Raw genomic sequence first — 5,095 nt, forward strand, 5'->3', positions numbered from 1 at the left:
TGGTATTTCCAGCGCTATGTAGCTCATCTGCCCGCAGCCGGTGAAATTGTCTGTTTTGACCGCAGTTGGTACAATCGAGCTGGGGTGGAGCATGTGATGGGTTTTTGTACCGATGCACAGTATCAGGTCCTAGATATGGTGTATATTCCAGCAGGAAACTTCTTAATGGGTTCCCCGAAAACTGAGAAGGACAGTCATGACAGGGAAAGACCTCAGCACAAAGTAACCATCCAACCCTTCTTCCTGGGCAAATATCTGGTAACCCAGGCGCAATGGCGAGCTGTGGCCAAGCTCCCAAAAGTTAACCGGAACTTAAAGCCAGACCCTTCGAGATTTAAAGGAAAGAATCGACCAGTAGAGCGAGTAAACTGGTACGATGCGGTGGAATTTTGTGATCGCCTCTGTGAATATACAGCAACGGAATACAGATTACCCACTGAAGCGGAATGGGAATACGCCTGTAGAGCTGGAACTACTACACCATTCCATTATGGAGAGACCATAACCAGTAGATTCGCTAATTATAACGCTTCAAATACTTATGCAGAGGAAGCACAAGGGGAATATGGAGGAAAAACCACCGACGTAGGAAGTTTTCCCCCCAACGGCTTTGGCTTATACGATATGCACGGCAATGTTTGGGAGTGGTGTGCGGATCCTTGGCATGGTAATTACGAAGGAGCTCCTAGAGATGGAAGTATCTGGAGTCAATTTGATAATAATACTGATTATTATACTTTGCGGGGCGGCTCCTGCCTCGTTCCTAGGGATTGCCGTTCTGCCTCCCGCCTCATCTGTAGCGCGCGCGATCTCATCTACTACATTGTCGGTTTTCGTGTGGCTAGGGGTGTTGGGAGAACTTAGCCCTTTTTCCTTTTTGTATTTTTATACTTTTATACTTTATTTCCGCCGTATGAGATGGATTTGATAACTATATTTTAAAATCAAGGTAATACAATCCTCTCAGCAAACAAACTTTGCAATCGCTCTAACTTACCACCCTTTTGATACAATAAATCCCCCTTACCAAACAAATAAGCCGCTTCAGTATTGCTGCCACCAAAAATAATCTTTGAGTCGGCTTCAGAGGCTGTGCGTAAAGCAATTCGCCCTGGTAAATTAGACCGAATAATCGGAGTAACAACGTTAGCGTCTGGCCGTTGAGTAGCAACAATCAAATGAATCCCAGCTGCTCTAGCTTTGGCTCCCAAACGCTTAATACTTGATTCTAACTCTTTGCGGATTTCTTTTTCTGCCATGAAGTCAGCATATTCATCAAATATACAGACTATCCGAGGTAATGGTAAAATTTGTTTATTAATCAATTGCTGATTATAAGCATCCAGGTGAGCACACTTGGCTTGTTCAAATTTCTGGTAACGCTGCTCCATTTCGTAAACTAATTCTGCCATCAGTTCGATAGCGCGATCGCTATCTTTAACGATTGGTGAGAGCAACCATGGCATGTCCTCAAATTCTGGGAAAGTGACGCGCTTGGGATCAACTAGAGCAATTTTGAGCTGTTGAGGAGAATGCTGATAGAGTAGGGATAGCAGAAGCGATCGCAAAAATTCGCTCTTGCCACTTCCGGTTGTGCCCCCTACCAAAAAGTGACAGGTATTGGGATCAGATAAATCCGCCTCTACCAATTTCCCATCTAAATTTACTCCAATCCCAATCTTGGGAGGATTACTTGAGTTTTGCTGAGGCTGGATATAGTCAGAAAATCGAGCTACTTCTCTATCCTCATCCTTCCGAGGTAAATCCACACTGACATACCCAGCTTCCGGAGTAATCAGGGGAGGATTCTCCAGACCTAAGTGTACTTGTAAATCCTTGGAGCGATTCTGTATCGATATGACTTTTACCCCACGATTGGGTTTTACCTTGATCCGGACAAATGCTGGAGCAACTGTTGCGTTGACATAATCGACACTAATTGTGAACTACCCCGACCTACTTCGTTGTTCGCGAAGGGTGGCCTACGGCCAGGTCGGGGCTTCCAGCTTCACGGAAGAATGCCTCAACTTGGATGGACGTCCTCGTTTTGGCCTTACTTCTTCTCCACTGGCGTTGACCTCCCCCGTCCCAGAGGAGGATAGCATTCTGATACCTTCTGCTCTAATGTTCTTAGCTGCATTACCGTCCCTATCATGATGGGTGCCACAGTTTGGGCAAGTCCAAGACCTTACATATAGTGGTAACTCTTTGATTCGGTAATGACAATTAGAGCAAGTTTTAGAGCTGGGAAACCACCGGTTTATTTCGACCAATATTTTACCTTCTTTTTCGCATTTATAAGAAAGGAAATTTACAAAAGTTCCCCAACCCAGGTCAGATATTGCTTTAGCTAATTTGTGGTTACGAACCATGCCCTTGACATTTAAGTTTTCGACTACTACCACTTGATTTTGATCTACTATCTTTCTAGATAGCTTGTGCAGATAGTCTTGGCGGACATTTCCAATACGTTCGTATACCTTAGCTACAATTTTGCGCGCTTTTTTGCGACCATTGCTGCCCTTCTTTTTCCGGGCTGCGATACGTTGTTTCTTAGCTAGTTTCTTTTCGTATTTAGCTAAGTGTTTGGGATTGCCAAATTTAGAAGTCTTTTCGCCATCGTAGGTAATCGCAAAATCCTTGATGCCCAAGTCAATGCCAATCACGTTCCCTTCTTTAGATACTTTAACCTCTGTTGATTCGTATTCCACTAGAATAGAAGCGTAATACTTGCCAGAAGGGTCAAAGCTTACTGTTACAGTCTTAATTTCCCCCTCTAATGGTCGATGAATTACAGCTTTAACAACTCCTAATTTTCCTGGGAACTTTAGGCTATTGCCCACCTGTTTTACATTTTGGGGATACTGGATTGACTGGCGATGATGATATGACTTGAATCTAGGGTATTTTGCTCTTCCTTCAAAAAAGTTCTGATAGGCACGACTAAGATTCAAGCTCACAGATTGTAAAACCTGAGAGTAGCATTCTTTTAGCCATTCAGTCTCTTTTTCTTTTTTGAGTTTCGGCAACATAGAGTTGAGTGCAGATTGCTTCAGTCCTTTTCCCGTTTCTTTGTAGGTTTCTATACACTGATTCAATGCATAATTCCACCACCAGCGAGCACATCCAAAGTGCTGAGCTAGTATCATTACTTGTTCTTTTGTGGGATAGATTCTGACTTTGACGGCTTTCTGTTTCATTGCACTCAACCCTGTTATCGACCTTACTTACTAGTATGTATAGTTCACAGTAAGATGTCAAGGTGTTGCCTCAAATTCCTGGCTCGCTATCCATCCCCAACCTCCTTGGCCGTAGGCCACGCTACGCGAACGTAGAGGTTGGGGAATTCCGCGAGTTTTTGTTAAAGTCTTCTAGAGTACTCACCAATTTTTCCCCGGTCTGATCAGCATCAAGAGTTTGGCGGGATGGTGCCTTGACCGGCTTTTGCTCAATATCAGGAATTTTGGGGGATGCTGCCTTGACCGGCTTTTGCTCAATATCAGGAGTTTGGCGGGATGGTGCCTTGACCGGCTTTTGCTCAGTTTTCACCTCCTCAAAAAAGGTTTGGCAGGTCTGCTGTTGGGGACAAATGTTGCATAGGTGAGGCTGTCGTGTTGGTGGTGGTGGCTCCAGGTTGCCCTTACCGATTGTGGGAGTGCAATGGTTTTTTATAGTTTCCCCATCTCCATCCTCTTCGACCTGGGCAGGTTTCCAAGTCAGCCATTGGCGCATCTGTTGTAATTTATGGGGAATGAGCTGATGCACTGTATCCTCTAGCTCTTCCCGGGAATAGTAGTGTTTTTGGAATTCCGGTAAAACACAATAAACTGCTGCATCGATTGCTACTCCTTTTTTTTGGTGGAGCATGTAACTATAGAGGGCTACTTGAGCTAGGTTAGCCGATGGATCTACCGGTTGATAGGTTTTATAGTCTACGACACAATAGCGATCGCGCTCACAGTCGAAGATTAAGCTATCGAATTTTCCATTAACTTGTTGCTGGGTGCCATCAGGAAGGGTGAACTCATAACTGAGGTTCATTTCTTGAGCAACGAAGGTTTTACTAATTACTTCCTCTGGCTGACAATAGGGTCGATTAGTAACTAGCAGTTGAGTCCAATTGGGAATTAGTGATTTTAATGCTTGCCACAGTTGAAGTAGGATCGAGGCTATATCTGGATTGGTATTGATGTTGGGGAAAACCACTAGCTCATACAGTAGCGCTTGCATCTTAGAGCTAATTTGGCTTTGGTCTAGCTGACTTGCTGTGGGGGAAAATAAGGCTTGAAATCGGGAATCTTGCTGGAGTTTGTCAGTACACTGTTGACATAGCTTATGGAATACTTTCCCAATACCTGGTGAGTTGGATGGTGGTATAAATAGGGTTTTTCCACCAAAGTGATGACTCAAATAAAATAAACGAGGACATTCAATGGCTACCCTAACTTGGGTAACACTGAAGCAAGGGGATTCCGATTTTTGCGTCCGTGATTGTCTTTTGACCATCTGCTCTGGATTCCAGCTATTTTTGGCAATTTCTAGTAAACGGCGATGGACATGGGCTAGATAGACTGTGTCCATTTTTGCATACTTTAGCTGTTTTTGGCTGAGCGGACGTTTGCCCCAATCACTGCTTTGCTCTTCTGTATCGACATTAGCGAAATTGCATAGTTCTATCGCTAGGGTTTTTAGTTTATGGTTTGATACCTGTAATGGATTGGGTAGTTTCTTGTTGGTCAGCTTTCTAGCTATTTGATAGGTACAGGTGATATTCTTAGCTTGCTCTTTCCCCCCTAGATAGCGTAAATCAAAGCTAGCGTTGTGAAAGACTTTTTCAATGTTAGGATTGACTATAATATGGTTGACAAAGTATTGCACTACTTCCGGTTTGTCTAATACATCTAAGATGTAAGCTTTGTCACCATTTATATCTGTCGAATCAGCCAATACCTGAATCAGAGATAATCTGGGATTAGGGGTATTCCAGTCAGCCACTTCTGTATCTAACCACAGAATTTTGGCTGCTGATAAATTAAGGATTAACTCTCGAAGCTGAGCCGGTTGATTCAGGTACATTGGCGCTTGTTATCCGAAT

At 43.7% G+C, this 5,095-nt stretch carries 4 protein-coding genes and 1 pseudogene; 1 reads left to right on the forward strand and 4 read right to left on the reverse strand.

Translation table 11 applies throughout. From position 1 onward, the window contains the following. Window positions 1-864: SUMF1/EgtB/PvdO family nonheme iron enzyme (locus tag F6J94_RS29930; RefSeq protein WP_293046976.1), on the forward strand; the 864-nt coding region annotated here is incomplete at its 5' end. An 80-nt stretch (window positions 865-944) separates the two neighbouring features. On the opposite strand, the gene F6J94_RS29935 is transcribed toward F6J94_RS29930, so the two are convergent. From F6J94_RS29935 to F6J94_RS29950, 4 genes and pseudogenes are all read right to left on the reverse strand, one after another. Next, window positions 945-1,769, reverse strand: a complete 825-nt coding sequence (locus F6J94_RS29935; RefSeq protein WP_293046978.1) for an FtsK/SpoIIIE domain-containing protein — start codon at window positions 1,767-1,769, stop codon at window positions 945-947. Continuing rightward, window positions 1,770-1,940 (reverse strand): annotated as a pseudogene (locus tag F6J94_RS29940) (DNA translocase FtsK); the annotation flags it as partial. A gap of 42 nt (window positions 1,941-1,982) precedes the next feature. Beyond that, a complete protein-coding gene (locus tag F6J94_RS29945; protein ID WP_293046980.1) occupies window positions 1,983-3,200 on the reverse strand; it encodes an RNA-guided endonuclease TnpB family protein in 1,218 nt (405 codons plus the stop codon). Window positions 3,201-3,321: 121 nt separating this feature from the next. Further along, window positions 3,322-5,076, reverse strand: a complete 1,755-nt coding sequence (locus F6J94_RS29950; RefSeq protein ID WP_293046982.1) for a PD-(D/E)XK nuclease family protein — start codon at window positions 5,074-5,076, stop codon at window positions 3,322-3,324. Window positions 5,077-5,095: the final 19 nt, after the last annotated feature.

Source organism: Moorena sp. SIO1F2 (assembly GCF_010672755.1).
Lineage (GTDB): Bacteria > Cyanobacteriota > Cyanobacteriia > Cyanobacteriales > Coleofasciculaceae > Moorena.